Source organism: Romboutsia sp. BSD2780061687b_171204_C1, from assembly GCF_015560225.1.
GTDB lineage: Bacteria > Bacillota > Clostridia > Peptostreptococcales > Peptostreptococcaceae > Romboutsia_C > Romboutsia_C hominis.
This window is the reverse complement of the sequence record NZ_JADMRK010000017.1, coordinates 1-25,102: the sequence shown is the minus strand read 5'-3', so window position 1 is coordinate 25,102 and position 25,102 is coordinate 1. Positions and strand designations below refer to the sequence as shown.

25 protein-coding genes, 3 rRNA genes and 1 riboswitch are annotated in these 25,102 nt (G+C 29.5%); all 28 genes read right to left on the bottom strand.

Translation table 11 applies throughout. The annotated features are described in order from the left end of the window. Positions 1 to 328: ribosomal RNA gene (locus tag I2H23_RS14445) — 16S ribosomal RNA — on the bottom strand; the annotation flags it as partial. Between the two features lie 202 nt (positions 329 to 530). Next, complete coding sequence (locus tag I2H23_RS14440; RefSeq protein WP_195238808.1) at positions 531 to 1,121, bottom strand: precorrin-2 dehydrogenase/sirohydrochlorin ferrochelatase family protein; 591 nt, start codon at positions 1,119 to 1,121, stop codon at positions 531 to 533. A 112-nt stretch (positions 1,122 to 1,233) separates the two neighbouring features. Beyond that, entirely contained in the window at positions 1,234 to 2,211 is a 978-nt protein-coding gene (gene hemB, locus I2H23_RS14435; protein WP_092922243.1) for a porphobilinogen synthase, read from the bottom strand. Positions 2,212 to 2,259: 48 nt separating this feature from the next. Beyond that, complete coding sequence (gene cobA, locus I2H23_RS14430; RefSeq protein ID WP_166506048.1) at positions 2,260 to 3,768, bottom strand: uroporphyrinogen-III C-methyltransferase; 1,509 nt, start codon at positions 3,766 to 3,768, stop codon at positions 2,260 to 2,262. Next, on the bottom strand, positions 3,758 to 4,663 hold the full coding sequence (gene hemC / locus I2H23_RS14425) for a hydroxymethylbilane synthase (protein WP_092922237.1): 906 nt from the start codon (positions 4,661 to 4,663) through the stop codon (positions 3,758 to 3,760). The genes cobA and hemC overlap by 11 nt, the downstream gene beginning before the upstream one ends. A 29-nt stretch (positions 4,664 to 4,692) precedes the next feature. Beyond that, positions 4,693 to 5,412, bottom strand: coding sequence for a cobalt-factor II C(20)-methyltransferase (locus tag I2H23_RS14420; protein WP_092922234.1), 720 nt, complete (start codon positions 5,410 to 5,412; stop codon positions 4,693 to 4,695). A gap of 21 nt (positions 5,413 to 5,433) precedes the next feature. Continuing rightward, positions 5,434 to 6,234 carry a sirohydrochlorin cobaltochelatase gene (locus I2H23_RS14415; RefSeq protein ID WP_092922231.1) on the bottom strand — a complete coding sequence of 267 codons (801 nt, stop codon included), beginning with the start codon at positions 6,232 to 6,234 and terminating at the stop codon, positions 5,434 to 5,436. Between the two features lie 18 nt (positions 6,235 to 6,252). Beyond that, a complete protein-coding gene (cobK, locus tag I2H23_RS14410; RefSeq protein ID WP_195581934.1) occupies positions 6,253 to 7,005 on the bottom strand; it encodes a precorrin-6A reductase in 753 nt (250 codons plus the stop codon). Further along, positions 7,002 to 7,727, bottom strand: a complete 726-nt coding sequence (gene cobJ / locus I2H23_RS14405) for a precorrin-3B C(17)-methyltransferase (RefSeq protein WP_092922225.1) — start codon at positions 7,725 to 7,727, stop codon at positions 7,002 to 7,004. The genes cobK and cobJ overlap by 4 nt, the downstream gene beginning before the upstream one ends. Next, positions 7,724 to 8,866, bottom strand: coding sequence for a cobalt-precorrin 5A hydrolase (cbiG, locus tag I2H23_RS14400; RefSeq protein WP_242871283.1), 1,143 nt, complete (start codon positions 8,864 to 8,866; stop codon positions 7,724 to 7,726). The genes cobJ and cbiG overlap by 4 nt, the downstream gene beginning before the upstream one ends. Further along, on the bottom strand, positions 8,832 to 9,587 hold the full coding sequence (locus I2H23_RS14395) for a cobalt-precorrin-4 methyltransferase (protein ID WP_092922219.1): 756 nt from the start codon (positions 9,585 to 9,587) through the stop codon (positions 8,832 to 8,834). Before I2H23_RS14395 ends, cbiG begins: the two co-directional genes overlap by 35 nt. A gap of 1 nt (position 9,588) precedes the next feature. Continuing rightward, positions 9,589 to 10,149: a decarboxylating cobalt-precorrin-6B (C(15))-methyltransferase gene (locus tag I2H23_RS14390; RefSeq protein WP_195238806.1), complete on the bottom strand. Its 561-nt coding sequence runs from the start codon at positions 10,147 to 10,149 to the stop codon at positions 9,589 to 9,591. Beyond that, entirely contained in the window at positions 10,146 to 10,763 is a 618-nt protein-coding gene (locus I2H23_RS14385) for a cobalt-precorrin-7 (C(5))-methyltransferase (protein WP_092922213.1), read from the bottom strand. The genes I2H23_RS14390 and I2H23_RS14385 overlap by 4 nt, the downstream gene beginning before the upstream one ends. Further along, complete coding sequence (gene cbiD, locus I2H23_RS14380) at positions 10,760 to 11,908, bottom strand: cobalt-precorrin-5B (C(1))-methyltransferase CbiD (RefSeq protein WP_092922210.1); 1,149 nt, start codon at positions 11,906 to 11,908, stop codon at positions 10,760 to 10,762. The genes I2H23_RS14385 and cbiD overlap by 4 nt, the downstream gene beginning before the upstream one ends. Positions 11,909 to 11,916: 8 nt before the next feature. Further along, complete coding sequence (locus I2H23_RS14375) at positions 11,917 to 12,549, bottom strand: cobalt-precorrin-8 methylmutase (RefSeq protein ID WP_092922207.1); 633 nt, start codon at positions 12,547 to 12,549, stop codon at positions 11,917 to 11,919. Continuing rightward, on the bottom strand, positions 12,525 to 13,424 hold the full coding sequence (locus tag I2H23_RS14370; RefSeq protein ID WP_092922204.1) for a GHMP family kinase ATP-binding protein: 900 nt from the start codon (positions 13,422 to 13,424) through the stop codon (positions 12,525 to 12,527). Before I2H23_RS14370 ends, I2H23_RS14375 begins: the two co-directional genes overlap by 25 nt. A 1-nt stretch (position 13,425) precedes the next feature. Next, the gene (locus I2H23_RS14365; RefSeq protein ID WP_092922201.1) at positions 13,426 to 14,496 is read right to left on the bottom strand and encodes a pyridoxal phosphate-dependent aminotransferase; all 1,071 of its coding nucleotides are present in this window, start codon (positions 14,494 to 14,496) and stop codon (positions 13,426 to 13,428) included. An 8-nt stretch (positions 14,497 to 14,504) separates the two neighbouring features. Further along, complete coding sequence (gene cbiB / locus I2H23_RS14360; protein WP_195581932.1) at positions 14,505 to 15,449, bottom strand: adenosylcobinamide-phosphate synthase CbiB; 945 nt, start codon at positions 15,447 to 15,449, stop codon at positions 14,505 to 14,507. 1 nt (position 15,450) lies between these two features. Beyond that, positions 15,451 to 16,839, bottom strand: coding sequence for a cobyrinate a,c-diamide synthase (locus tag I2H23_RS14355; protein ID WP_195581930.1), 1,389 nt, complete (start codon positions 16,837 to 16,839; stop codon positions 15,451 to 15,453). A 36-nt stretch (positions 16,840 to 16,875) separates the two neighbouring features. Continuing rightward, positions 16,876 to 18,408 carry a cobyric acid synthase gene (locus I2H23_RS14350; protein ID WP_092922147.1) on the bottom strand — a complete coding sequence of 511 codons (1,533 nt, stop codon included), beginning with the start codon at positions 18,406 to 18,408 and terminating at the stop codon, positions 16,876 to 16,878. A gap of 401 nt (positions 18,409 to 18,809) precedes the next feature. Continuing rightward, positions 18,810 to 18,984: riboswitch (cobalamin riboswitch) on the bottom strand. A gap of 4 nt (positions 18,985 to 18,988) precedes the next feature. Beyond that, entirely contained in the window at positions 18,989 to 19,597 is a 609-nt protein-coding gene (locus tag I2H23_RS14345) for a histidine phosphatase family protein (RefSeq protein ID WP_092922144.1), read from the bottom strand. A 22-nt stretch (positions 19,598 to 19,619) separates the two neighbouring features. Then, positions 19,620 to 20,378, bottom strand: coding sequence for an adenosylcobinamide-GDP ribazoletransferase (cobS, locus tag I2H23_RS14340; RefSeq protein ID WP_092922142.1), 759 nt, complete (start codon positions 20,376 to 20,378; stop codon positions 19,620 to 19,622). A gap of 2 nt (positions 20,379 to 20,380) precedes the next feature. Further along, complete coding sequence (gene cobU, locus I2H23_RS14335) at positions 20,381 to 20,941, bottom strand: bifunctional adenosylcobinamide kinase/adenosylcobinamide-phosphate guanylyltransferase (protein ID WP_092922138.1); 561 nt, start codon at positions 20,939 to 20,941, stop codon at positions 20,381 to 20,383. A gap of 22 nt (positions 20,942 to 20,963) precedes the next feature. After that, a complete protein-coding gene (gene cobT / locus I2H23_RS14330) occupies positions 20,964 to 22,010 on the bottom strand; it encodes a nicotinate-nucleotide--dimethylbenzimidazole phosphoribosyltransferase (RefSeq protein WP_195581928.1) in 1,047 nt (348 codons plus the stop codon). Positions 22,011 to 22,179: 169 nt separating this feature from the next. Next, positions 22,180 to 23,475, bottom strand: a complete 1,296-nt coding sequence (gene hemL, locus I2H23_RS14325; RefSeq protein WP_092922132.1) for a glutamate-1-semialdehyde 2,1-aminomutase — start codon at positions 23,473 to 23,475, stop codon at positions 22,180 to 22,182. Positions 23,476 to 23,493: 18 nt separating this feature from the next. Then, positions 23,494 to 24,729: a glutamyl-tRNA reductase gene (gene hemA, locus I2H23_RS14320; RefSeq protein WP_195581926.1), complete on the bottom strand. Its 1,236-nt coding sequence runs from the start codon at positions 24,727 to 24,729 to the stop codon at positions 23,494 to 23,496. 111 nt (positions 24,730 to 24,840) lie between these two features. Next, a 5S ribosomal RNA gene (gene rrf, locus I2H23_RS14315) occupies positions 24,841 to 24,957 on the bottom strand. A gap of 66 nt (positions 24,958 to 25,023) precedes the next feature. Beyond that, positions 25,024 to 25,102, bottom strand: a 23S ribosomal RNA gene (locus I2H23_RS14310); the annotation flags it as partial.

The following is a 25,102-nucleotide window of genomic DNA, read 5'->3' as shown; positions in this document are numbered from 1 at the left end:
GAGTTTGGACCGTGTCTCAGTTCCAATGTGGCCGATCACCCTCTCAGGTCGGCTACTGATCGTCGCCTTGGTAAGCCGTTACCTTACCAACTAACTAATCAGACGCGGGTCCATCCTGTACCGCAAAAGCTTTGATATTTTTACCATGCGATAAAAACATGTTATCTCGTATTAGCATACCTTTCGGTATGTTATCCGTGTGTACAGGGCAGGTTACCCACGCGTTACTCACCCGTCCGCCGCTCTTTACCGAAGTAAATCGCTCGACTTGCATGTGTTAGGCACGCCGCCAGCGTTCATCCTGAGCCAGGATCAAACTCTCAAATAAAAGTTGTTACCTGCTCAGACTATCATTATCTGAATATCTGGCTTGGTTTGTTTTCGATTCTTTTAAGAATCAGTTATATAAATTAACCTACTGTTTAATTTTCAAAGTTCATTTTCGTTTTTGCCCTTTTCTTAAGGACAAGTAATACTATATCACCATAATTTTGTATCGTCAACACTTTTTTAAAAGTTTTTTATTATTTTTATTTTTGATATTCTATTTTTAGTTCTCTAAGTTCTGCTAAATCTAGATTTATCAATGCTTTAAGTTTTTTTCTTCTTAATGAAACGTCTTCATATTTTTTTATTATTTCTTTTCTTAATTCGCCTAATATATCTATATATTCTTCATAACTATCATCATATTTTTCTTCTAATTCTTTTTTTATTTTAGAAGATAGTGAGGGACTTTTACCTCCTGTCGATATACTTATAAGCAAATCTCCTCTTTTTACATATGAAGGAACAGTAAAATTAGATAATTCTATATCATCTACTACATTAACTAGTTTACCATTTTCTCTACAATATATACCTATTTTTCTATTAACTTCTTTATTATTTGTAGCTGCAACTACTATAAAACTATCTTTTAAGTATTCTTCTTTATATTCATCATTAACAATTTCTAGTTTATCTTTTAATTCTCCAAATTTATTTATGTAATCTTTAGATATAACTTTCACTGTTTTGCCAAAGGCTAAAAAGTTTTTGCACTTTCTATATGCAACTTCTCCACCTCCTATAACAGTTATCTTTATATCACTTATATCTATATTTATTGGATAAAGCATACTGGTTTCTCCTTATTTTACTCTTATTTTATTATGTATAATAATCTAGATAATTTATTGACTATGTATATTAAAAAGGAGCAACAAAAGTTACTCCTTTTTGTGTATATATTTATCTATTTTCTTTAATCATCTTAGCTAAATCTTTTGCAAAGTAAGTTATTATTATATCTGCACCGGCTCTTTTTATAGACATAACAGATTCATAAATAGCTCCTTCACTTAATATTCCATTTTTAACAGCTGATTTAAGCATTGCATACTCTCCACTAACATTATATGCCGCAAGTGGTAGGTTGTAATTATCTTTGACTCTTCTTATTACATCTAAATAAGATAATGCAGGCTTAACCATTAATATATCTGCACCTTCTAGCACATCAAGTTCAGCTTCTATTAATGCTTCATTACTATTTGCTGGATCCATTTGGTATGTTTTTCTATCACCAAATGATGGTGCAGAGTTAGCAGCTTCTCTAAATGGTCCATAGAATGTAGATGCATACTTAACACTATAAGACATTATTGGTATATGTACAAATCCTTCTTTATCTAAAGCCTCTCTTAAGGCTTTTATTCTACCATCCATCATATCAGATGGCGAGATTATATCAGCACCTGCTTTTGCATGACTTACTGCTATTTTAGATAAGTATTCTAATGTTATATCATTATCTACGTATCCAGTTTCTGTTAATATTCCGCAGTGACCATGGCTAGTGTATTCACACATACATACATCAGTAACTACATTCATATTACTGTCTATTTCTTTTATTTTTCTAATAGCCCTTTGAATTATACCATTGTCATTATATGCTTCTTTTCCATGAGGATCTTTTTCATGGTCATGAGGTATACCAAATAATATTACATGTTCTATTCCTAATTCTTTTAATTCCTTTATCTCCTCTTCTAGCATATCTAGTGAAAAATGATATACATCTGGTAAAGATGATATTTCTCTTTTTATATTTTCACCTTCTACTACAAATAGAGGATATATAAAATCTTCAACATTTAACTTAGTCTCTCTAACTAAATTTCTTGTAGCTTTATTTACTCTTAGTCTTCTAGGTCTTCTTAACATTTTGTCGCCTCCATAAATATATAAATAACTACACATCAATTATAATACTTATTTATCTTCTATAATAGTGCTAATCATTCCATCTATAGTTGAAACTTCTGCTTCTTTATACAGGTTTAAACCTAATTCTTTAATCGTCTGTGTTGTTATAGGTCCTATAGATATAACTTTTATATTATTTAATTTATCTATATTCTCTTCACCTATTATTTCTACAAAATTCTTTACTGTAGATGAGCTAGCAAAAGTTATATAATCAGCATTATCTTGATCTAATAGTTCTAAAACTTCATCTTTTCTTGTAGAATCTACTACTGTTTCATATGTATGTATTTCTTTGACTTCACAAATTTCACCTATTTTATCAACTAGATAATCTCTAGCATTTTTCGCTCTAGGCATTAATACTTTATCTGTTGATTTTAACATTGGTTTTAATTCTTCAAATAAGTACTCTGCTACAAACTTTTCTGGAACTATATCTGCTTTTATTCCTCTATTTTTTATCTCTTTAGCTGTAGCACTTCCTATAGCACATACTTTTAAATTTGCTAGAGCTCTACTATCAAGCCCCATTTCATCTAATTTATCAAAGAATATGTCTACTCCATTTTTACTTGTTAAAACTAAGTATGTATAATCTTTAATGTTATTTATTTCATTTTCTAGTTCTATATTATTTTCTATTTTATCTATTTTTATAGTTGGTATCTCTATAGGATTACCACCTAAGTCACTTATTTTTTCTACTAGTGAACTACTTTGTGTTCTTGACCTAGTCACTATTACACGTTTACTGAATAGTGGCTTATTTTCAAAGAAGTTTAACTTATCTCTAAGTCCTACTACCTCTCCAACAACTATAAGCGTCGGTGGTTTCACACCTTCCTTTATTGCTGTTTCATATACATTTTCTAAGGTAGATATTACTACTCTTTGATTATATCTAGTTGCCCAACTTATAAGAGCAACAGGAGTATCTTTAGACTTTCCTTCTTTTATTAAGTTAGAACTTATTTTTTGTAAGTTCGCAACTCCCATTAAAAATACTAGTGTTCCATTGGTATTTGCTAAAGCATTCCAGTTTATTTCTGGATTTTCTTTATCATCTTCTCTTAAATGACCTGTTATTACATGGAAAGAAGATGCATAATCTCTATGAGTTATAGGTATACCTGCATAGCATAATCCACCTATAGCAGAAGTTATTCCTGGAACAACTTCAAACTCTATTCCTTCTTCTCTTAGAAGTTCTCCTTCTTCTCCACCTCTACCAAATACATATGGGTCTCCACCCTTGAGTCTAGTTACTATTTTCCCTTCTTTTGCTTTATCTGCTATAACTCTATTTATATCCTCTTGTGGAAGAGTATGATTGCTTGATGCTTTTCCTACATATATAAATTCGCAGTTAGGCTTAGCTTCTTTTAAATAGTTCTCATTTGCTAATCTATCATATACTATAACGTCTGCTTTTTGTACACATTCTAGACCTTTTAATGTTAGTAATTTATAATCTCCAGGTCCTGCACCTACAAGATAAACTTTACCCTTCATATTTTTCATACTCCTTTAAAACTAATTTAGCTAATTCTTTACCTAACTCTCTTGGGGAATTTTTATCTCCTTCTATTGATTTGATGATTAATTTTTTACCTTCTTCATCACCAAATAATCCAGTAAGCTTTATACTATCCTCATTTACTTCACAATAAGCTCCCATAGGAATATGACAGCTTCCATCAACACCATCTAAAAAGCCTCTTTCTGCACTAACTTGAAGTTCGGTTAATTCGTCTCGTAACGAGTTTATCACTACTTCTACTTGATAATTATCTTCTCTTATCTCTATTGCTAATGCCCCTTGTGCAGGTGCTGGCACTACTACGTCTGTTGGTAAATAGCAGCTGATTTTTTCTTCTAATCCAACCCTTAATATTCCAGATGCAGCTAAAACAACACCGTCTAAATTCTCATCAGTTATTTTTCTTATCCTAGTATCTACATTCCCTCTTATTGGAACTATATTTAAATCAGGTCTATGTTTTAATAATTGATATTTTCTTCTTTTACTTCCAGTTCCTATAGTTGCTCCTTGAGGTAAGTCTTCTATACTAGAGTAACCTTCTTTTAATATAAGTACATCTCTTGGATCTTCCCTTTTAGGTATCCCTGCAAACTTTAATCCATGAGGTAAAGATGATGGCATATCTTTCATACTATGAACAGCCATATCTATTTCCCCATCTATTAGTTGTTGCTCTATTTCTTTAACGAATAGGCCTTTATCACCTATTTTATCTAGACTAACGTTTTGTATTATATCACCTTTAGTTTTTATTATTTTAACTTCGAATTCAACACTAGGGTTCTTTTCTTTTAGCTTATCTATTACCCAATTAGTTTGAGTAACTGCTAATTTACTTCCTCTCGTTCCAACAATTATCTTCATAACTAAAATCTCCTTTAGATGTTACAATGTTATCCTACTTGAGCTTCCTTTTTAACTTCTTTATTAACTAATATAGTTGAGAAGTAAGATATCTTTTCTTCAAGATTAACTTCTCTTAAGTTATAGTATACCACTTCTCTATCTTGAGATGAATTACTTACTAATATAGCATGTTCTATAAGACCATTCTTTTCTAGCTTAGCTACTATTTCTTTAAAGTTTTTATATACTTTCATTAATACTATAGAGCTATAATTTTCTAATGCATAATCTATTTTTTCTTCTTCTATCGTGCATGGTATTATTATTAATGGCTCTCTATCCATTACTAATGGGAAATTTTGGTTTGATGCTATATTAGAGAATGAAGATATCCCTGGTATAGTTTCAACATCTATATTTCCTATAAGTCTTTCCATTATATATACATACGTACTATATATCATTGGATCCCCTAATGTTACAAATCCAACATTTTTACCTTCTTTAACATCCTCAACTATCTCATCAGCTATTTTATTCCAAGCCACTATCTTTTCTCCATCATTGAAGTTCATTGGGAAGTGTCTTGATTTTATTTCTAATTCTTTTGGTAGATACTTACTTACTATTGATAAAGCTAAACTTTCCCCGCCTTTTTTAGCTTCTGGTGTATATAATATATCTAACTTTTCTAAAGTTTCGACTGCTTTTATTGTTAATAATGAGCTATCTCCAGGTCCTGTACCTATTCCATAAAATTTTGCCATCTTCAATCTCCTCCTAGTTAATTAACAAATTTGTCCTAATTCATTTATTTTTTCTACACAATCATTTGCATGATTCATAAATTTATCTTGTATATATGGATTTTCCCCTAACCCTTGTAAATGAACTTTTACTTCAAATCCAAAGTTTTCTAGTACATTTTTCCATGAATCTTCTTCATCTCCTGCCATATCATTTATAGCATGGTCTCCTGCTACTAACATAAAAGGCATTAAATTAACTGTTTTTATATTATCTTCTTTTAATCTTTTTATAACATTATCTATTTCTGGATATCCTTCAACAGTTCCAACGTAAGCATTTATTCCTGCATCTCTCATCATGTATTCTAATGCTGGGTATGATGCATGTGACTCGTGGAATGTTCCATGTCCCATAAATACAACAGCTTCATCTTTTTTCATTTGAGGTATTTGATGCTTTATTGCTTCTACTGTTTCCTTGTAATCTTCTATATATGTAAGTAATGGTCTACCTAAAACAATTTTCTTAAATTTATCTTGATAGCTATCTACTTGTTCTTTTAATTTAGTAAATTCTTCACCACATATTATATGAAGTGTTTGAACTATAACGTCTTCATATCCTTCTTCATATAATCTATCTAAAGCTTGAATTGGATTTTCAATTTCTATTCCATCTCTATTTTTTAATTTTCTTATTATCATGTTAGAAGTAAATGCTCTAAAGAAGTCATATCCTTCTAATCCATTTTTTATTTTATTTTCACAAGCTTCTATTGTCTTTTCTCTCGTTTCTTTGTAAGAAGTACCAAAACTCACTACTAAAACTGCTTTCTTCATACTAATCCCACCTTGAATTTATTTTATATAGTCTTCTACTTCATCTATGCTATTTACAACATACGGATAATCTATTTTTTCCCTAGATACAATTACTACAGGTATATTAAGTGATTCACAAGCATCTACTTTCTCTAAGAAACCACCTGCTACACCACTTTCTTTAGTTATCACAATATCTATATCATAATGTTTATAAAATTCTTCATTTATACTTTGGCTAAAAGGACCTCTCATAGCTATTATATTATCTGCATTTAGCCCTAATTTTTCACAACTTAATATCACTTCACTTGTAGGAAGTACTCTAACTATTAAATTTCTATCTGGTATAAGCTCAACTATTTCTGGTAAATGCTTACTACCTGTTCCTATAAATATGTTATTTCCTTTTTTTCTTGCTACTTCACAAGCATCTTTTATACTACTTACTATGTATTTATTTTCATAAGTAATATCATCTATTAAAGATTTTCTCTCATATCTTATATAGTCTATCTTTGTTTCCTCAACACACTCAATAGCATTTTTAGATACTTCTATAGCATATGGGTGTGTGGCATCTATAATTTTAGTTATGTTATTTCTTTGTATGAAATCTATCATATCTTCTTTTGATAGCTTTCCATTTATAACATTTTTTGCTTTCTTTCTTGCAAGATCCTCTCCGTAATTAGTTGTTACGGAAAGTGTATATTCTAGGTTCTCATATTTATTAAGCCTGTCACATATTTCTATACTATCTGATGTTCCACCTAAAACTAATATCATATATTGTAACCTCTTGGAGTTATCATTAAATCTTCATGTATAAATGTTGATTTGTTCCCTATTATAACCATAGTAGTCATATCAACTCTTTCAAAATCCATAGTATCAAAAGTACATATGAACTTTTCTTCCTTTTCTCTTCCTACATCCTTAACTATTCCAACAGGAGTTTTTCCGTCTTTAAATTCTCCCATTATTTCAAATGCTCTAGCTAAATGTTCGCTTCTTCCTTTACTTCTTGGGTTATATAAACATATTGCAAAATCTGCTTGAGCTGCTAACCTTAATCTCTTTTCAATAACTTCCCATGGAGTTAATAAATCACTTAAACTTATATGACAAAAATCGTGCATTATAGGAGCCCCAAGTATTGCTGCTGCACCTATACTTGCAGTTACCCCAGGTATAACCTTAACTTCTATATTTTGTTCTTCTTTAGATACAAGTTCTAATATTAATCCTGCCATTCCATATATTCCTGCATCTCCACTACTTATAACCGCAACTTTCTTACCAGTCTTAGCTATTTCTACAGCTTCCTTACATCTATCTATTTCTTGTCTCATTCCATTTTGTACTACTTCTTTTCCTTCGATAAGATCTGTTATTAAGTTTATATAAGTTTTGTATCCTACTATAACTTCAGAATCCTTTATTGCATTTATGCATTGCATAGTCATTAATTCTTTACTTCCAGGTCCTATACCTATAACGTATATCATTTTGACACTCTCCCTACAGAAATTGTTATTCCTTTATATTTATGTTTTTCTATTATTAAATTTCCTTTACTTAGTAGATATGCTACTGGTTCAGAAACACAGTACACTCCTACATTCTTTTTTACAAATTCAGATTTTTCAAATAGATGGTCTACCTTAGATATTTCATCAACTGAAAAAGTTTTAAATGGTACAGATAAACTTGATGCTAAATCTATTATGGCTTTTTCATCACTTTTTACATCTATACTTCCAATCTCTTTGATTGAGTTAATATCAATATTGTATTGATGTAACAAATTGTTTAAAGACTCTTGTAACAAACTGCTTTCTGTATTTCTTCTACACCCAATACCTATTACTATTTCCTTTGGCACTACCTTTATAATGTTACCTTCACTACATTTTTTTCTTAGCATTTGTTCATCTAATTCATTCTCTTTTTTATTTTCTATATAGTAATCTATAAAGTTGTTTTTACTACTTATAATAACTATTTTTTCTGTACTATCTACATCTTCAAAATTAGTTAATATCTTAAATCCTCTAGTGTCTATTTCATAATTCCCATCAATATATAATCCAACTTCTTGATTATTAACTAACATAGCATTTACATCTTTGACGTTTTCTCTAAAATCCTCTATATAAGCATCTAATTTTTTAGCAATCATATCCAAGGAGGATTTTTTATTTACATCTGTTGCTGTAGTTATAACTGGATTAGCTCCTATTAACTCACTTATATATCTAGTCATTTCATTAGCACCACCCATGTGGCCACTTAGTAAACTTATAATATTTCGTCCTTTTTCATCACTTACTAATATAGCTGGATCACTAAATTTACTATTTATGTATGGTGCTATAACTCTCACTACTATACCTGTAGCCATTATAAATACAATATATTGATATTCTTCAAACAAACTAGGAACTAAATTGCTAAGCTTATCCTCTACTAAAAATACATTATTTTTTTCTTCATCTATCTTAAAATTATTCTTCTTATTTCTTATTAGATATACATCTCCATTATTAAGTTTGGATTGTATTTCAAATGCTAGATTCTTTCCATTTTCAGTTATACAAACTATGGCTATTTTATTGTCTATACTCATGTTTGAAGTCCTTATCATATAACTTCGAATTGTTATATTCTTTACCTAAGAATTGACCTACTAATATTAAAGCAGTCTTTCTTATATCATTTTCTTTTACTTTTTGAGCTATATCTTGTAATGTTCCTTTTACTATCTTTTCATCTGACCAAGTAGCTTTATAAACAACGGCTATTGGAGTATCCATTGGATATCCACCTTTATGAAGTCTTTCTACTACTTTTTCTATATCTTGTACTGATAAAAATATAGCCATAGAAGTTTGATGCTTAGCAAAAGACTCTATTGATTCTTTTTCAGGTACTGGAGTTCTTCCTTCCATTCTTGTTATCACTACACTTTGAGATATTTCTGGAACTGTATATTCAACTCCTAAAGCTGATGCTGCTCCTAAGAATGAACTCACTCCTGGTGTACAATCGTAATCTATATTTAATTTAAATAACTCTTCAACTTGTTCTCTTATTGAACCATATATAGAGAAATCTCCTGTTTGTAGTCTTACTACAGATTTTCCTTCTCTAACTCCTTTTTCCATCACTTCTATAATTTGATGTAAATCCATATGAGCACTATTGTGTATCTCACAACCTTTTTTACAGTACTCTAAAAGTTCTGGATTAACTAATGAACCTGCATATATTACTACATCTGCATTACTTAAAAGTTTGTATCCTTTTAAAGTTATTAATTCCTTATCTCCTGGTCCTGCTCCTACGAAATGTATTTTATTTAACATATTAGTTTCTCCCCTTCTCACAAGATATTATATAAATTGGATTTAGAGGTTTAAAATATTCTCCTCTTCCTAGTTTTTCTAGCTTAGCTACATTTAAAACTGAAACATCTATATTTTCAAATCCATACTCTCTTAATAATCTTAAAGTTTCATTAAATGTATCTACTATTATAAAATTCGCTACCAGTCTTCCACCTTCTACTAGCATATCCTTAGACCAAGTTATTATTTCTTCTAGTTTATTACCTGTCCCTCCTAAGAATATAGCATCAGCTTTTCCTTCTATCTCTACTGGTGCATATGCTTTAATTACTTCTACATTATCTAACTCAAACTTCTCTACATTTTTATTTATTAAATCTATAGCATCATCGTTTCTTTCTATAGAAATAACTTCTAGATTTGGATAATGGTATGCAGCTTCTATACTTACACTGCCTGTTCCTGCTCCTACATCTATAAATCTTTTAGCATTTACTAAGTCTAGTTTCATTATAGATGCAGCTCTAACTTCTTCTTTTGTTATAGGAACCTTTCCTGTTATAAACTCACTGTTTTTCATATGAAATCTCCACCTTCTAGTATTACAACTACACACATATCAAAGTTTTCTACTTTTAAAATTTCTTCTGGTTTTCCTATTGTAATTCTTTCATTTTCATAGGATAAATTTTCTCCTACTACAACTGTTTTATCTAGATTTCTTTTTACTATTTCTTTACATATTTCTTTAGGACCAATTAATTTATCGGTAACCATACATACCTTCTTATGAGAAAGTACATAATCAAAGTCTGGTATTTTCCCATGGCTACTAGTTATATATAGGTCGTTCATATCAACATATATCTTTGAAAATATATATTGAAGTGAACTAATTCCTGATATTATATTTAATTTATTAGTGTCTATATTTTTAGAAAGATATCTTCCTATTCCATACATCAATGGATCACCTGATGCTATAACAGATATTTGTTTATCTTCATTATTATTTATATAATCCACTATCTCTTTTAAATTTGATGCTAACTCTATCTTTTCTCCTTCAAAATCTTTTATCGATTCTAAATTCCTTCTTCCTCCAATTACAACATCAGAGTTTTTAATTAATTTCTCACCTAATCTAGTTATATAATCAGTATTCCCTGGTCCTAACCCTATGACATTTATCATCTAAATACCTCCACTAGATTATCTGTATTATTTGATTTACCTAGTAATGTCTTGTCCATAGAAAACATAATAACTTCTACGTCCATATCATCATCACATAGATATTGTTTAATTTTATGCTTACACTTGTTACTTACCAAATTGTAAAAGCTTTTGTACTCACTATTATTTATGAGCTCAACTGCTTCTTCAGCAGTAAGACACTCACTTATCTTTTCTAAAAATTCATATGGAGCTTTCATTAATGCTAGATTAGATACTAATATTTCACTTCTCGCATCAGCTACTTTACTATGTGTGTTAAATATACCAGCTGATATTTTTATAAATTTTCCTATATGACCTGCCATAAGTATTTTCTTATAACCCATTCTTTGAGCTTCTTTTAGCATATATCCTATAAAGTTACTAGTTCTTATTACGTATTTCATATCTAATCCTAACTTTTCTCTTATGAACTGTTCTCCATGATTTCCTGGTACTAGAATTATCTTATCTAACCCCTGTTCTCTTTTCATTTTTAGCTCTATAGATAAAGATTTTTTCCATCCTTCATCACTCATAGGCTCTACTATTCCTGTAGTTCCTATAATAGATATACCTCCAACTATTCCAAGCCTTGGATTAAATGTCTTTTTTGCTACCTCTTCTCCTTTTGGTGCAAATATAGTAATCTTTAAAGATTTATTTTTACCTATAACTTTACTTATATCTTCACCAACTACTTTTCTTAACTCACTATGTATCATTTTCATAGGAGTTGGATTAATTGCTGGCTTTCCAACCTCAACACTCAATCCTTTTTTAGTTACTACTCCAATACCTACTCCTCCACATACTACTATATCTTCATCATCTTCTCTATTGATAATTTCAGCTCTAGCGTGAATATGCATGGTATGTGTAGCATCAATATCATCTCCACCATCTTTTTCTATAGAACATTCTACATAATCGTCATTAATGTCTATATTAAACACATTCAATGTCAATGGTATGCCTTTTGGAGTATCTATATTTACAGTATCTATACTCTTTTTAGTTAATAGCATGTATGTTGCAGCTTTTGATGCTCCTGTAGCACAAGAACCTGTTGTGTATCCTCTTCTATACTTTTTACCTTCTATATATACATACTCTTCCATAATATTACCTACATAGTGTATAAAATAGCATTAACTATAGCTGCTGCTAAGTTACTTCCGCCTTTTCTACCTTTTGATATTATGTGTGGTATATCTGTTTTTTCTAATTCATCTTTTGACTCTGCTGCTCCAACAAATCCAACTGGAACACCTATTACAGCATCTACATCTAGTACTTTTGAGTCTCTCATTTCCATTACTTTATATAAAGCTGTTGGTGCATTTCCAAGAACAAATATTTTTCTTCCTGAATCCTTTGCTGCTATCTCAACAGCTGCCATCGAACGAGTTATTCCTTTTTCCTTAGCTAGTTTTGCAGTTTCTTCTTCTGCTACTAAGCATCTATATTTACAACCTAATGCATCTAATCTTCTTTTATTTATTCCACTTAAAGCCATGTTAGTATCCGTATATATAGTTGCATTATTTTTTAAAGCATCTACTATATTTTCTACTGCTGTATCTGATATTTTTAATATATCTAAATATTCAAAGTCTGCTGTTGTATGTATACAACGCTTTATTATTTTTTCTTCTACTTCATTTTTGTACTCATATCCTGGTCTTATTTCATCTATAATTTCTTGTATCATTATGAAACTTTTTTCTTCTATCATCATAGGATTTTTGATATATTCCATGGTGGTTCCCTCCTAATTCCTCCGTCTATAATATCTAGAGTATAAATTTTATTGTATGTTTTATGTATTTTATTGGTTTTTAAAATATCTATCAATTTATTATCATTCATATAATTGTCTACGATAATACCTATTACAGTTCCACTATGAGCAATGTTTACACCATAGGCACCATAATTTTGCGAAATATTTATTATCTCTTTTAATCCTTCTTTTGGGTCTATATTTTCATTGGCTAAGCTACTTAAAGTACATGCTTTTCCGATATTACTTAAATCATTATTTTTTATACCGTCTTCTAAAAGGTAAAATGATTCTTTTATAATATCTTGATTTTTTAGTTTTATATTTCTATAGTTAGGGTTACTTCTTATTTTTATAGTATCTAACGTCTTGTTAGGCTCTAGTATTATTACTCTGCAATCTTTTATACTTCCTAGATTTTTTACTATTTCACCACTAAGTGGATTAAATATGCAGTTGTTTTCTATGTATGTAGAATCTGTTGGTTCTATAGTAGATGCAAGTTTTGATATTTCTTCACTAGTTAAATTTCTTCCTATCAAATCTAGAGTAGCTACTATAGTAGCTCCTATATCTGCTGTTGAACTAGCCATACCTTTACCTACCGGTATATCACTTTTTATAGTTAAAGAAATATTTTTACTATCTTTGATAGGCAAGTTAAATTTCTTAAAAACAGCTTCTATAGCCTTTCTAGATTTACTAGGACCTACATTGACTTTACCTAGCTTTTCTTCAATCATTGCTACTGAATACATATCTATGGCATATGAGCTAAGATACTCTTCTCCATCTACCATACCTTGAACAAACTCTCCACATGATGCTGGACAAAATCCATAATATTTCATGCTAATCACCTAATAAGTTTTTCATATTCTCTATAAGAATTTTATTATCATCATGAGATTTAATTGCAACTCTTATATATCTATCATCTAATCCGATAAAATTCGATGCATCTCTGATAAGAATTTTACTTCTTCTTAATAATTCGACTTTTATTTCATTTGCCCTTCTATTGTTCAGTTTAATTAATAAAAAATTTGTATCAGTATCATAAACTGATATATTTTCTATACTTCTTAATTCTTTTAACATATATTTTCGTTCTTCTATATAATAGTTTTTGCTATCTTCTATATACTCTTTATCCCTGAATATATATTTAGATAAAGTATCTGCAAATGCATTTATAGTCCACGGTTCTTTATAATGATAAATTTTATTTATTATATCTTTATTGCTCGTAATACCGTATCCCAATCTTAATCCAGGCATTCCAAAGAATTTAGTTACTGCTTTGATTATAAATAGATTATCGTAACTTTTTATATTATTTACTAAACTATAAATTTCTTCTTTTTCTGCAAATTCCATAAAAGTTTCATCAACTATTAAAAATTTATTATTTTGTTTCAATATGTTTAGTAACTCATTTAACTCTTGTGCTTTCCCATTTGGATTATTAGGATTGCATATAAATAAGCTATCAAACTTATCTAAATTATTTTTAATTTCTTCTATATCTATTAAAAATTGATTTTCTTCATTTAAATTTAAATCTATAACTTCTAATCCATTTAATTTTGCACTTCTTCTATATTCTGAAAACGTAGGGTTTAATATTGCCAGTCTTTTGCCTATAGCTTTCATTAATAAATAGATTACCTCTGTAGCACCATTTCCAGGTATTATATATTCACTTTGAATATTTAGATAATTACCTATATTTTTTCTTAAGTTGGTATAATTTATATCTGGATAGCTCCTACTTTCTTCTAAGCCTTCTAGTATATACTTATCTAAATCTTTTATAATCTTTGGATTTACATTAGAACTAAAATCTATTATCTCTTTTGGATCTATATTATAATTTTTTCCTATTTGTTCTACATTTGCTCCATGTCCTAAGTCTTTCATAAATCCCCCTATAGTAATATAAATATTATTGTAAATACAATCATTGAAGTTATAGATGAAGCATACATTATTTTATTTGTTCTAACTATATCTTCTACCTCTATTTCTCTATGTTTATCTCCTATTGTAGGCTTATAGACAGCTTTTCCAAAATAAATATTTGTACCACCTAACTGTACTCCCAAAGCTCCTGCAACAGTACCTTCAGCATAAGCACAATTTGGACTTTTGTGATTTTTTCTATCTCTTATACCGATTTTTAAAGCTTCTTTACAGTTATGTCCTACTAATAAGCTTCCTATAGACATAAGTAGTACAGATATCCTAGCTGGTATAAAGTTAGCTATATCATCAATCTTAGCTGATGCAAATCCTAAATCTTTGTACTTTTCATTTTTATAGCCTACTGTTGAATCCAAAGTATTGATTGCTTTATATGCCATAGCAAGTGGAGCTCCACCTATAAATGCATAAAACATAGGTGCAATTATTCCATCTACAGTATTTTCAGCAACAGTTTCTACAGTTGCCCTTATTATTTCACCTTCATTTAGTTGAGTAGTGTCTCTTCCTACTATATAAGATACTTGTATTCTTGCTTTTTCTATATCTCCTGTTTTTAATACATTATATATTTTGACAGCTTCATCTTTTAAACATTTTGTAGCTAATGTGGTATATATCAGTATTGAATTTGTTACTAAAAATCCTCCTGGTATAAAGCTACTTAGTTTTATTATTAAATAAGTAAATAAATATGTTATCCCGACTACTATAAACCATAAGAAAAATCCACCTGTTTTTAAAGCTTTATCACTCTTAGCTTTTTTTCTTATTATACTTTCGGTCTTCTTTATTAATTTACCAATATATCTAACTGGGTGAGGAAATGAATATGGGTCTCCTACTATTAAGTCTATTATGTATCCTATATAAATAGATAATATATTCATATTAATTGTTTCCTCTTTCTAAATAGTCTTTACATCCACTATTTAAGAAATTTTTTATACAATCTAAGTTATTGTAAAAATGAGTATGTAAATATGTTGCTAAAGTTTTATCTTTGCTATATCCACCTTCCCATTCATCTACCACTTTTTTATCTCTTTCTTTTCTCATTATATAGGCACATTCCTCATTAGTTTCAAATATAGAATGGTGGAATTCATGTCCTTTTATAATCTCACCTTTTTTAGATAAAATTGTGTCTATTTTAGACTCTCCATAACAATATCCAAATCTCTTTAAAGATTTTGTCATCTTGCTAACTCCACTAAATATTCCTACCATATCATATTCATTATTATTTTGATCTATTAGTTTTTCTCCTAGATACATAAGCCCACCACACTCAGCATATATAGGAACTTTATTTATATGAGCTTCTTTTATAGAATTTCTCATACTTTTATTTAATTCTATTTCTTTTGCAAATATTTCTGGAAATCCTCCACCTATATATATGTAATCTGATTGTGGTACTTTTTTATCTTCTAATGGACTAAAATATTTTATATTTAATCCTAATGCTTTTAATAATTCTATATTTTCTTTGTAGTAAAAATTAAATGCTTTATCATAAGCTATAGCTATTGTTTTATCTTCAATCTTATTTTCCTTTATAAAATCTTCTAAATTAAAACTGCTACTAACTTCTTCTGTTTCGGCAATTTCTATTATTCTATCTATATTTATATATTTTTCTATTTCATCTGCTAAATTGCTAAATTTATTTTTTAATGAATCTATTTCTACACTAGGAACTAAACCTAAGTGTCTTGACTCCAATGAGAATTCATCATTAGGTGGAAAATAACCTAAGACTTCTATTTTGCAATAGGTTTCAATTGCTTTTTTAATTATTTCGTAGTGAGTCTTAGTCCTTACATTGTTTACTATTACACCTTTTATATTTACATCTTTATCAAGTTCCTTGTATCCAAGTACCATAGCTGCACTAGATGCTGCCATAGCTTTTCCATTTATAACTAGTATAACCGGTGCTTTTAGTATCTTTGATGTATGAGAACTTGTACAATTATCTAAGTCTATTCCTATTCCATCATAAAGACCCATAACACCTTCAATCACTGATATATCTGCATCTTTAGATGCAGAATTAAATACATACTTAATTTTTTCATCATCTAACATATATGAATCTAGATTTCTTGAATCTCTACTTGTTATAAATGTATGGTATGATGGATCTATATAATCAGGTCCAACTTTATATGGTTGAACTTTCATACTTCTTTTTGTAAGTGCTTGCATTATACCTAAAGATATTGTTGTTTTTCCTACTCCACTATTAGTTCCTGCGATTAAGATTTTTTTCATATATTTCACCTAACCATCATTTTATTTTTGTATTGTTTATATTTCTTCTTCATGTTCTTCCATTATTTTATATATCTTCTCTATATCTAAATGTTCTCTTAGTAAATCAGCTAGTTTATCATATTCATTTTGCTTAAAGGCTTCGAAAGAAGTTACTTTAGTGTCTATTCTTTCAAGGCCTTTTTCTTCTCTGATATTATTTAATAGAGCTCTAGTAAAATCTATTTCATCAAATATTCCATGTAAATAAGTTCCTACTACATTACCTTCTTTATTTACACTTCCTTCTAGGTAGCTTACGTCTTCTCCTAATTTATTGTTTATTTCATTTAGGTTATATACTTCTTTACCTATATCACTTATTCCCATATGAATTTCATAACCTTTTACTTTCATTCCTGATAAATTTGCTAAATATCCATTTAAATTTTTACATATAGTGGCATTCACTTGTGTAGTTGTTTTTTCTTTTTCAAATGTAGTTTCTATATCTAAAAGTCCTATACCATCTATTTCTTCAATTTCGCCTTCTACATGGTAAGGGTCTTTTAATTTCTTGCCTAACATTTGATATCCACCACATATCCCAAATACTAACTTTCCTTTTTTCTGTAAATCTTTTATTTGTTCCTCTAGACCACTTTCCCTTATATACTTAAGGTCATCTATAGTACTTTTACTTCCAGGAAGTATTATCATATCTGGATTTGAAAGAGTCTCTACATAATCAACATACCTAATACTCACATCTTCTTGAGTCTCAAATATATTAAAATCTGTGAAATTAGACATATGAGGTGTTCTAATTATCTCAATATGTATATCACTCTTTTTCATTTTAGTTTTAAATCTAGTTGTTACACTGTCTTCATCTTCTATTTTTATATCACTATATGGCACTACTCCAAGGACAGGAACCTTTATTATTTCTTCAAGCATTTTTATGCCATCATATAAAAGTTCTTTTCTTCCTCTAAATTTATTTATTATTACACCTTTGACTCTTTTTCTTTCCTCTTCACTTAGTAAAAGCATCGTACCTGCTAGTGATGCGAAAACTCCACCTCTATCGATATCCCCCACTATTATTACAGGAGCATCTGCGATTTCTGCCATACCCATGTTAGCAATGTCATGTTCTCTTAAGTTTATTTCTGCTGTACTACCTGCCCCCTCCATAACAACAACATCATAGTTCTCACTAAACTGATTAAATATAGTTTTAAGTTCTTTAGCAAGTATTGGTTTATAATCATGGTATTCTGATGATGATATATCATCTCTAACTTTACCCCTTACTATAACTTGGCATCTATGATTACCTGATGGTTTTAGAAGTACTGGATTCATATCTGCAATTGGCTCTATTCCACAAGCTTCCGCCTGAAATACTTGTGCTCTTCCCATTTCTAAACCTTCTTTTGTTATAAAAGAATTTAACGCCATATTTTGAGATTTAAATGGTGCTACACTATATCCATCTTGTTTGAAAATCCTACATAAACCAGCTGTTAATATACTTTTTCCAACATTTGATGCTGTACCTTGTAACATTATCTTTTTTCCCATAAGATTCTCCTTATATTACTTAATTTGATTTCCTTATAATCAAAAAAGCCCTAACTCTTAAGAGTTAAGGCTTTTATTCTAATGCTAATATATTATATACCTGTTTCATATGTTTTGTAACATATCAAACTATATAGCATGTAACAAAATATAACTATTTAATCTTTACTATATACTTAAACTATATAATACTAAATCTTATTGTATTAATCTAAAATACACTTTATGTATTTATGATTAATATGTAGATTTCATAATAGATTTATTTATTATAATTTAAGTTTTAACAAAGTATAATTTATCTGCTAATATGCATATACTCTGATGTTTTATTATAGGTACATACTTTATAAGCGATAGTTATATTTTATCTGAATAAAAATCCCTCACCCCGGAGATTTTACATTTAATTAAATTAGGCAGGTATCCTGGCTCAATTTCATCCTACTCCTACTCCTTCCCATCCAAAGGACAGTGGCAAATTGTAGTTTCGTCAATATTACAGTAGCGGGGGCTGCAAAGGCTTTTAACCTTTTTCCCTATTAATCTTGTAGAACCTAAGTTAATATACTATTTGATTTTAATTATTTATAAAACTTGTGTTATTCATACTATCTATGACTGCAAATCCATCTTCTACTTCTAAAATACTTACTGATGCATTATCTATTTTAAAATTCCAATGGTATTTGTAGCTTCCTGATACTAAATAACTTATTATGTTCCTTATAGTTCCTCCATGAGAACATATAAGTATTGTTTTGCCTTTATCCATACTTATAATTTCTTTAACCTCATTTGATACTCTTGTAAATGAATCAATAAGACTTTCACCATTTGGATATCTGTACTCATATCCTTTTTCTATCATCGAGTTAAATTCTTCTGGATAATTCTTTTTTATGTCATCAAAAGTAATCCCCTCAAAATCCCCAAAACTAATTTCTTTCAATGTTTCTTTTTCTATTATTTCTATCCCTTTTTTCTTTGCAACATCTTTTACAGTATCTTTTGTTCTTGAAGATGTTGTTGTGTATATCTTATCTATATGTATACCATCTAAGTATTTGGTTAATTTCTCTATTTGCTTAATTCCAACTTCACTAACTACACTGTCTATATGTCCTGATAATCTTTTACTTTGATTATCTGTAGTCAATGCATGTCTTACTAAAACTAATTTAGTCATTATAGTATCACCTCTTTTAAGGTTACCCTATTATAAGATATATGTAAAGTAAATATATAACTTCTCCAAGTTCTATACTACACCCTAATATATCTCCTGTAACTCCATCAATTTTTTTGTATATATGATTTTTAAATAATTGATTAAATAAAATAACAACTATTATAGATGCTAATATAGGCAACGTCATCGAAGAATTAAATACAAATTTGGCTACTAATATAATCAATGCCATCGTATATAGTATTGCAGTTAAAAACATTGATGTAGTTGCCTTACCTATAAATAAGTTTCCCATTCCTTTCTCTCTTGGTGTAACCGTTTTATAAGTTAATCTTATTACTCCAAGTCTACCTATAACAGGCATAAATATTATAGTCCACATTAAATTATTGTTTATTAAGCTATATATAAAACCTATCTTAAGCAAAATTAAAAATACTATAGCTAATAATGAATTTGTCCCAAGTCTTGAATCTTTCATTATTTCTAGCATTTTTTCCTTATCCCTATAACTATATATAGCATCAAATGTATCTCCCAATCCATCAATATGTAATCCCCCTGTCAATATAACAGAACCTAAGGTTACCAATATTGATGTTATAAATGGATCAAATAATATGTTTGATACAGTACCAATTATAAATAATAAAATACCTAATACAAACCCTACCAGTGGAAAATATGTTATAGTTTTATGAAATTCATCATCAAATCCTACATCTATATTTATTGGAATTCTAGTCATAAACTGAAGTATTGATATAAATCTTTTCATAATTATCCCTTAATTTTCATAGGTATTGAACTAACTACAAAATAGACTTCGTCACTTTGGGCTGCTATTTGTTGATTTATTCTACCTACTATATCCGTATATACTCTACTAAGTTTATTAGCAGGAACTACTGCCATTCCTAATTCATTAGTAACAGCAACAAAATAAAGTTCTGTTTTTCTTATCTCTTCTATCAGTTTATTAACTTGATCTTTTATGTACTTTTCTAATTCATTTATCTCATCTTGTGTTGCATTTTCAATATCTATATCATGCGTAAACATTAAATTATTCACTAATAAAGTTACACAATCTAATATAACTGTTTTGTGAGATTTAGATATATCCTCAATTATAGAATATATATCCTTATATATTTCATATGTTTTCCAGTTTTGTGGTCTACTTTCCTTATGTTTTTTTACCCTATCTTTCATCTCATCATCAAAGGGTATCGATGTTGCAATATATGCAGTATTGTTATTTCTATCTTTACATAATTGTTCTGCAAAACTACTTTTTCCTGATCTTGCTCCACCAGTTACTAGTATAACTTTGCTCATACTTATCTCCTTATTGCTTTTTCTATCTTCCCATATCTATCTCATCAAATGTCGCCATATTTGTATATGTATAATTTGATGCTTCAATTATATTAAATGCAAGTGCTGCACCACTACCTTCTCCTAATCTCATATCCATATTTAATACAGTACTTAAATTTAGCATATCTAGTGCTTTTTGTGTACCTGGCTCTGCTGATGTATGAGATGCTATCATATATTCCCTAGTTATTGGATTTAGAGTGTAGGCTAAAAGAGCAGCTGCATAAGATATAAATCCATCTAATACAACAGGAACATTTCTAGCACTACATGCTAATATAACTCCTGCCATAGAACCTATCTCAAATCCGCCAACCTTCGATAATATATCTATAGCATCTTCTCTATTTGGCTTGTTTAGTTCTATAGCTTTTCTTATAGTATCAGCTTTATGCTTTATTCTATCTTTTTTAAGTCCAGCTCCCATTCCTGTAACTTCTGCTGGATCACATCCATCTATTACAGATATTATAGCACTACTTGGTGTAGTGTTACATATACCCATTTCACCTATTCCTATAAGCTTATAACCATTATCTATACACTCATTTGCTGCTTCTATCCCTATTTCTATGGATTTTATAGCTTCATCTCTACTCATTGCAGGTCCCTTAGCCATATTAAATGTAGATTTTCTTATCTTTTTATCAATCACACCATCTAGTTTATGGTCACAATTTATACCAACATCTATAGCTATTACATCTGCTCCTACAAATTTACTTATAACTCCTACTCCATTTAATCCTTTTGTAAAGTTCGGGAATTGAAGATAAGTTATACTTTGAGGATCCGGAGCTACACCTTCTTCATAAACACCATGATCTCCAGCAAATGCTATAATAGCTTTTTTAGATGTATCAAGCTCTTTTTTTCTATATATCCCAGCTAATTGCATACAAATTTCTTCCATCTTACCTAAACTTCCAACTGGCTTTATAAGTCTATCTAATCTTTTTTTAGCTTCATCCATAGATTCTCTATCTAGTGAATCTATATTATTTAATACATAATCTAGTGAATTCATATATATCATCTCGTTTCTTCGAAAATAATTTACCTAGCCAGTAAGGCTAGGTTTAGTGAAAAACCTCTCCAAAATTCATATATATTTTACATATAAATAAACTATTCTACATGGCATTTATATATCCTTCATATCATATGGTAAATTTTATCGAGATTTATATTTAGTTTTAAAGATTATGAGCTATTTTTAATGCCTCATAACTAGCATTTATAGTATAATCTATGTCCTCATTAGTATGAGCATTTGATAAGAACATTGCTTCAAACTGTGTAGGAGCTAAAAGAATTCCTCTTTTTAATAACTCTTCAAAATACTTATTAAACTTAGGAACATCACATCTTGTAACATCATCATAGTTTTCTATTGGTCCATGTGTAAAGAATAAACAAACTAATGAACCAGCTCTATTAACTGTGTAGTTAAGACCTAATTTTTCTATATTAGATTTTAATCCTTCTTCTAATCTTATAGCTTTTTCTTCTAACTCTTTATAGATGTGAGGATTATCTCTTAATATTTCTAAGTTCTTTTTACCCATATACATAGCTAGTGGGTTTCCTGATAATGTACCTGCTTGATATACTGGTCCAACTGGAGAAACCATACTCATTATTTCTTTAGTTCCACCATAAGCACCAACAGGAAGTCCTGCTCCTATTATTTTACCGAAACATACCATATCTGGCTTTATTCCAAAATATCCAACAGAGCTACTATAATTTAATCTAAATCCTGTTATAACTTCATCAAATATTAAAACACTTCCATATTCTTTAGTTATATCTCTTAATAATTGTAAAAACTCTTGCTTACCTGGAACTACACCCATGTTTCCTGCTACTGTTTCAACTATTACAGCGGCTATTTCATGTCCTTGATTTTTAAATATTTCTCTTACTGCATCTAAATCATTGTATCTACAAACTAATGTATCTTTAACTACATCAGATGGAACTCCAGGGCTAGTTGGTACTCCATATGTTATTGTTCCTGAACCAGACTTAACTAATAAAGCATCTGAATGACCATGGTAGCAACCTTCAAACTTTAATATTTTATTTCTTTTTGTAAATCCTCTAGCTACTCTTAATGCACTCATAGTTGCCTCAGTCCCTGAGTTTACCATACGTACTTGATCTATAGCTGGATATGCTTCTACTATTATCTTAGCCATTTCAACTTCTATAGCTGTTGGAACTCCATAGCTAGTTCCTCTAGATACAACTTCTTCAATTCCCTCTACTATTTCTTTTGGGCTATGACCTAGCATAAGTGGTCCCCAAGAGCATATATAATCTATATATTCATTTCCGTCAACATCATATATTCTACTTCCGTGTGCTCTATCTATAAATATTGGATCTAATCCTACTGATTTAAACGCTCTAACTGGGCTATTAACCCCTCCAGGTATATATTCTATTGCTTCTTCATATATCTTTGATGACTTTTCGTTTTTCATAGTCATGTCCTCCTTAGTTTATATTTCGAATAGTTCTTCTACCATTTTCATATATTCTTCTCTTTTGCCTTTATCCTTAGTTTGCTTTAAATTTATTATCGGTTCTCTTATAAGTCTCTTTAGGGCAGAAGTCATCATCTTTTCAATAATTTTTTTCTCCCTATTATCAAGATTGATCTTTCTAAAAATATAATCTAATGTATCTTCTCTTATTTCATCGCATCTTTCATTCAAAGATTCTATCGTAGGATCTATATTAGTTGAGTCTAGCCACTCTACAAATTCATATATACTTTCATTTATCATTCCTAAGCCAATATTAGCTAACTCTTTTCTCTTTTGATCATTCTTATCATGTATTTGTTTTAAATCATCTATATCATAGAGTTCTACATTCTCTAACTTATTTATATCTGGATCTATATCTCTAGGAAGAGCTATATCCATCATATATATTTTTCTTTCAATCTTTGGCATTTCATCTGCCTTTATTATAATATGTGGAGATGCCGTTGCGCTTATTACCATATCAACATCATTTAACACTTTATATCTATCGTTATATTGTATAGGTACAATATTTTTATAATCATTTTCTATCTCTTTTATTTTCCCATGACTACGATTTGAAACATATATGGTATTAACTTTTCCTTCTTCTAAATGTTTCATTGTCAACTTACTCATCTTACCAATTCCTATAACTAGTGCATTTTTCCCCTCTAAATTGCCTAGTTTTTCTTCTAAGAATCTAACCCCTATGTAACTTATTGATAATGGCTGTTGTGATATTTTAGTTTTGGTTTTTATATCTTTAGAAACTGTGATAGCTTCCCTGAATAGCTTGTTGAATTTTTTCTTACTAGCTCCTAATTGCATAGAAAATTCATGTGCATCTCTGACTTGACCTAATATTTGATCTTCACCTAACACTATAGAATCTAAACCTGCAGAAACTTTGTATATATGCTCTATAGCGTCTCTATCTTTTTTAGTGAATAAATACTGTTTAACTCCAGGTAAATTGAAAAATGATTCATAAAACTCTTCTACAATTTTTATTTTGTCTTCAATATTTTTTGATTGAATATATATTTCACTTCTATTACATGTAGATAGTATTATAATTTCTTCTATTTCTTTGTCTAATAAATAATTTATAGCTTCTATTTTTTGTATATCTGTAAAAGAAACTTTTTCTCTTATCTCTATGGGAGCTACATTATGATTAACTCCTATCACCCCTATATTCATAGACAACCTCCAAATCGTATGTAATATTTCTGTTCACTCTTTATAGTATACAACTACATGCATAATTTGTAAATTTTCATATAAATATATTTTTGAACGCAAAAAAAGATTACGTGGCTACGTCTTGCTCTCCCAGGAGGTCGCCCTCCAAGTACCATCAGCGCTAAAGAGCTTAACTTCTGTGTTCGGTATGGGAACAGGTGTATCCTCTTTGCTATAATAACCACATAATCTTTATCTTTTAGAGTTAATACTCTGAAAACTGTATATCATTTAATGCTTTATCATTTTATTTTGGTCAAGTCCTCGACCTATTAGTATCGATAAGCTAAATACATTACTGCACTTACACCTTCGACCTATCAACCAGGTA

Bases quoted from the DNA above. Each gene is read 5' to 3' on its own strand.
- I2H23_RS14440 (WP_195238808.1), bottom strand. From the start codon at position 1,121: ATGCTTTATCCAATAAATATAGATATAAGTGATATAAAGATAACTGTT.
- hemB (WP_092922243.1), bottom strand. From the start codon at position 2,211: ATGTTAAGAAGACCTAGAAGACTAAGAGTAAATAAAGCTACAAGAAAT.
- cobA (WP_166506048.1), bottom strand. From the start codon at position 3,768: ATGAAGGGTAAAGTTTATCTTGTAGGTGCAGGACCTGGAGATTATAAA.
- hemC (WP_092922237.1), bottom strand. From the start codon at position 4,663: ATGAAGATAATTGTTGGAACGAGAGGAAGTAAATTAGCAGTTACTCAA.
- I2H23_RS14420 (WP_092922234.1), bottom strand. From the start codon at position 5,412: ATGGCAAAATTTTATGGAATAGGTACAGGACCTGGAGATAGCTCATTA.
- I2H23_RS14415 (WP_092922231.1), bottom strand. From the start codon at position 6,234: ATGAAGAAAGCAGTTTTAGTAGTGAGTTTTGGTACTTCTTACAAAGAA.
- cobK (WP_195581934.1), bottom strand. From the start codon at position 7,005: ATGATATTAGTTTTAGGTGGAACATCAGATAGTATAGAAATATGTGAC.
- cobJ (WP_092922225.1), bottom strand. From the start codon at position 7,727: ATGATATACGTTATAGGTATAGGACCTGGAAGTAAAGAATTAATGACT.
- cbiG (WP_242871283.1), bottom strand. From the start codon at position 8,866: ATGATAAGGACTTCAAACATGAGTATAGACAATAAAATAGCCATAGTT.
- I2H23_RS14395 (WP_092922219.1), bottom strand. From the start codon at position 9,587: ATGTTAAATAAAATACATTTCGTAGGAGCAGGACCAGGAGATAAGGAA.
- I2H23_RS14390 (WP_195238806.1), bottom strand. From the start codon at position 10,149: ATGAAAAACAGTGAGTTTATAACAGGAAAGGTTCCTATAACAAAAGAA.
- I2H23_RS14385 (WP_092922213.1), bottom strand. From the start codon at position 10,763: ATGATAAATGTCATAGGGTTAGGACCAGGGAATACTGATTATATAACT.
- cbiD (WP_092922210.1), bottom strand. From the start codon at position 11,908: ATGGAAGAGTATGTATATATAGAAGGTAAAAAGTATAGAAGAGGATAC.
- I2H23_RS14375 (WP_092922207.1), bottom strand. From the start codon at position 12,549: ATGGAATATATCAAAAATCCTATGATGATAGAAGAAAAAAGTTTCATA.
- I2H23_RS14370 (WP_092922204.1), bottom strand. From the start codon at position 13,424: ATGAAATATTATGGATTTTGTCCAGCATCATGTGGAGAGTTTGTTCAA.
- I2H23_RS14365 (WP_092922201.1), bottom strand. From the start codon at position 14,496: ATGAAAGACTTAGGACATGGAGCAAATGTAGAACAAATAGGAAAAAAT.
- cbiB (WP_195581932.1), bottom strand. From the start codon at position 15,449: ATGAATATATTATCTATTTATATAGGATACATAATAGACTTAATAGTA.
- I2H23_RS14355 (WP_195581930.1), bottom strand. From the start codon at position 16,839: ATGAAAAAAATCTTAATCGCAGGAACTAATAGTGGAGTAGGAAAAACA.
- I2H23_RS14350 (WP_092922147.1), bottom strand. From the start codon at position 18,408: ATGGGAAAAAAGATAATGTTACAAGGTACAGCATCAAATGTTGGAAAA.
- I2H23_RS14345 (WP_092922144.1), bottom strand. From the start codon at position 19,597: ATGACTAAATTAGTTTTAGTAAGACATGCATTGACTACAGATAATCAA.
- cobS (WP_092922142.1), bottom strand. From the start codon at position 20,378: ATGAAAAGATTTATATCAATACTTCAGTTTATGACTAGAATTCCAATA.
- cobU (WP_092922138.1), bottom strand. From the start codon at position 20,941: ATGAGCAAAGTTATACTAGTAACTGGTGGAGCAAGATCAGGAAAAAGT.
- cobT (WP_195581928.1), bottom strand. From the start codon at position 22,010: ATGAATTCACTAGATTATGTATTAAATAATATAGATTCACTAGATAGA.
- hemL (WP_092922132.1), bottom strand. From the start codon at position 23,475: ATGAAAAACGAAAAGTCATCAAAGATATATGAAGAAGCAATAGAATAT.
- hemA (WP_195581926.1), bottom strand. From the start codon at position 24,729: ATGAATATAGGGGTGATAGGAGTTAATCATAATGTAGCTCCCATAGAG.